We start from the raw sequence: 3,449 nt of genomic DNA, 5'->3' as shown, positions 1-3,449 counted from the left end.
AATGCAATTTGGTTGGCAAAATATCAACAACAATAGTTATTATTTTGATAAGATAACAGGTGCCGTTCAAAAGGGCCAAAAGAATATTGAGGGTCACTGGTACTTATTCGATAAGAACAATGGTTCAATGAAAAAAGGATTCCAAAATCTAGCACCATATGGACAAGATAAGACAGTATACTATGCTTCAAATGGACAAATGCAATTTGGTGTTCAAACAATTAATGGAAATAGATACTACTTTGATAAAGTAACAGGATCTATGTCAAAAGGTTTAGTATATAATAAAGATTCCAAAACGCTACAATATTTTACTAATGATGGTAAACAAGCTATTGGTAAGTTTGTAATTGGTGGTAAGAGTTACAATTTTGATCCCAAGACAGGAAACCTATTAGCCTCTGGTGAAGTTGATATTGATGGAAATAAGTATTTATTGAAAGATAATAAAGTACAATTAGGTTTCCAAAGTGTTAACGGTAAGATATACTACTATGATGATAATAATGGCCAAAAGCAGTTTGGACAAAAGTATATCAATAATCATTGGTATTTATTTGATAAAAATAGTGGTGTTATGCAAACAGGTTTTCAAAATCTAACAGCATACGGACAAAATAAGGTAGCATACTATGCACCAAATGGACAAATGCAATTTGGACAAAAGTATATTAATAATCATTGGTATTTATTTGATAAAGTAACGGGTGCAATGCAAACAGGTTTCCGCAATTTATCAGCATATGGACAAAATAAAACAGTGTATTATGCTTCAAATGGACAAATGCAATTTGGACAACAAAATATTAATGGTCGTTGGTATCTATTTGATAAGGTAACGGGTACAATGCAGACAGGTTTCCTTAATTTAGCACCATATGGTCAAGATAAGACAGTATATTATGCTTCAAATGGACAAATGCAATTTGGTTGGCAAAATATTAATAATAAGAAGTACTATTTTGATACACTTACAGGTGCTATGAAGACAGGTACAGTTAATATTAATGGTAAGAACTATACATTTAATTCTGATGGTACATTGAAACAAGATACATGGGGCTGGCCATTTCCATCTGTAGGTCAAGGTAGCTTTACAGGAGCTCAATTATTTGGTGTAAATCCAGGTGGAGAATTCCGTATGAATGGATTCCATGACGGATTGGACTTTGGTTCTTATGATCACCCAGGTTCTTCAGTCCATGCTGTACACAGTGGTGTTGTTACACAAATTGGTTATATTGCTGGTTTGGAAAACTACATTGTTGTTCAATCAGACGAATATAGCTTTGTTTACCAGGAAGCATTCAGTAATCGTGGTAATATTAAGGTGCATGTTGGTCAACAAATTAATACAGGTGACGTAATTGGTTACCGTGACACATCACACTTACACTTAGGTATAACTCGTGAAAAGAATATTATGAGAGCTATTGCCAATTCATTTAACAATAATGGTACATGGTTGAACCCATTAGAGTTAATTAGGAATGGTATTGCTAATCAGTAATGAAGTTTTGACAGGTAGATTTGGAGGATAAAATGAAATTAAACAAATTAATTGTTACTTTTAGTAGTGTACTCTTAGTGGGAACATTAGCTGCATGTGGCAATAAGAGTGCCGAATCTCAAGCACAGACTTCTGCACATGAAAGTAGCGTCGTAGTAAAGAAATCTCATAAGAAGAGTGCGATTAAAGCTAAAGCAGTTTTTGCTGAAGATGCAGATGTTGCAGATAATACATCTAAGTCTAACAGTTCTTCCAACGTAGATGAAAAGGCTAATAGTAGCAGTAGTAGTGAAACATTAGCTTCCTCTGCAGATGAGTTAACAGAACAACAACAAGCTGCATTAACAGGTTGGTATGCAGGAAACTATGCTAAAACAGATGGACAACCATCAGCTAACTCTAAAGTTGGTGTAACTAAAGCATCTCGTTCTCAAATGGGAACACCTGCTTTACCAACTGGTGGGGATACTTATTATCAAATGTATTGGCAAGATGGTTACGGTGATAAGTCATTGACTTATACTGTAAAAGATGGTCAAGTGTACATTTATGATAATAATGGAAATTGGCAACAAACATCTATGCAAGCTATTTTAGATAAAGCTAAGAGTGAAGGCGCAACTGGGCAAATTAGTACGGTGGCTGGAAACACTCAAATTACAAACGAACAAAAGAAATAATTTAAGCATAAAGAAAAGCAATTTTGATTGAGGTGAATCTCTTTCAAAATTGCTTTTTTTGTTGTGTTAAATTCTATACATTCTTCTATAAAAGATCGAACAAAGAAATGCTCCTAGTAGGGCAAGAAAAGCTAATGAGAACGGAGCTTGTGGACTGAAATTATAAATAATTCCCGCTAAGTAAGCACCTAAGATTTGCCCTAATGATTGTGTTGATTGATAAAATCCTAGCACTAAGTTACGTGTCTCAACCTGAGCTTCCTGCGTAATTAAATCTTGAAGTAGTGGGGTGCTTAAAGCATAGAAACCATAAAATATACAACTACTGATAACGTAAGCTGTTAGATGATGGCTAAATAAGATAAGTACCATTAAAGTTGAAGCACCTAATAGTACATAGATTAGACTTTTACTAATCTTAGTATTTTTCATCAAGTACAAACCAATTGAAGTATTAACAATCAAAGAAATAATGCCAATTGCTCCTTTGAAGATCCCATTAAAACTACTAGAAAGATTAAAGATATCTTTTAAATAGTAGTTAAAGCTTTGATCAAAGGCAGTATACCCTAAATACAGTAAGATCGAAACAGAGAATAATAAGGCAAAAGCTTTATTCATAAATAAACGTCCATCTTCGAGGCGTTTAAGTGGATTTGATTCTTTCAATATAAGAGATAATTGCAAACTATCAGTGTTTTTCGAATCTTTTTCAAGTAAAAGATAGAATAATATTCCAACTAAAGTCAGTTGAATAACTTGAACTGCAAAGGACAGATAAACATTATACGCACCAAGCATTCCACCGACAAAGTAACCTAAGGCGCTAGCAACAGTTTGAATAGTAGCATTAAGAGTTAGGTTAGCGCCTCGATTTGTTTCACTGGACAGATTAACAATATAGTTAAGTACACCTACAAAAAATGCTCCACATGCTAACCCAGCAAGTAAGCGTCCAATTAAGATAAGGCTTGTTGTATGTCCGACAGCAAATAAGAATTGTGCAATGGCATAGCCGATACAACCAATTGCGATAACAGACTTTGAGTTAACCAAACCCGCAATTTTACTCCAAAATGGAGAGGCGATAAAGATACCAAAGGACATTACAGCAAAGGCCGTTCCAAAAACGGAATTATCAAGATGAAGCATTTTAAAATATGTAGGTGTAACTGGATGGGCATAGTTAGCTGCTAGATTAAATAAAGCGACAAGAAAAAATAAAGTTTTTTTCTTCATTGACATAGTGGGCGAGATAC

Annotated in this window: 3 protein-coding genes; 2 read left to right on the top strand and 1 reads right to left on the bottom strand. The window is 34.2% G+C overall.

Translation table 11 applies throughout. The features are described from left to right. Together FC55_RS09565 and FC55_RS09560 are read left to right on the top strand one after the other, a co-directional pair. Positions 1-1,510, top strand: a 1,510-nt coding sequence (locus FC55_RS09565; protein WP_155512835.1) for a peptidoglycan DD-metalloendopeptidase family protein, incomplete at its 5' end; no start/stop codon positions are given. 32 nt (positions 1,511-1,542) lie between these two features. After that, the gene (locus tag FC55_RS09560) at positions 1,543-2,190 is read left to right on the top strand and encodes a hypothetical protein (RefSeq protein WP_003701145.1); all 648 of its coding nucleotides are present in this window, start codon (positions 1,543-1,545) and stop codon (positions 2,188-2,190) included. A 66-nt stretch (positions 2,191-2,256) separates the two neighbouring features. Here FC55_RS09560 and FC55_RS09555 read toward each other — a convergent pair. Then, on the bottom strand, positions 2,257-3,449 hold a 1,193-nt coding region (locus tag FC55_RS09555; protein ID WP_326520174.1), incomplete at its 5' end, for an MFS transporter.

Origin of the sequence: Ligilactobacillus salivarius DSM 20555 = ATCC 11741 (assembly GCF_001435955.1) — a bacterium.
GTDB classification, from domain to species: Bacteria; Bacillota; Bacilli; order Lactobacillales; family Lactobacillaceae; genus Ligilactobacillus; species Ligilactobacillus salivarius.
The sequence above is the reverse complement of the archived record's forward strand: the minus strand, read 5'-3'. Positions and strand labels throughout refer to the sequence as shown.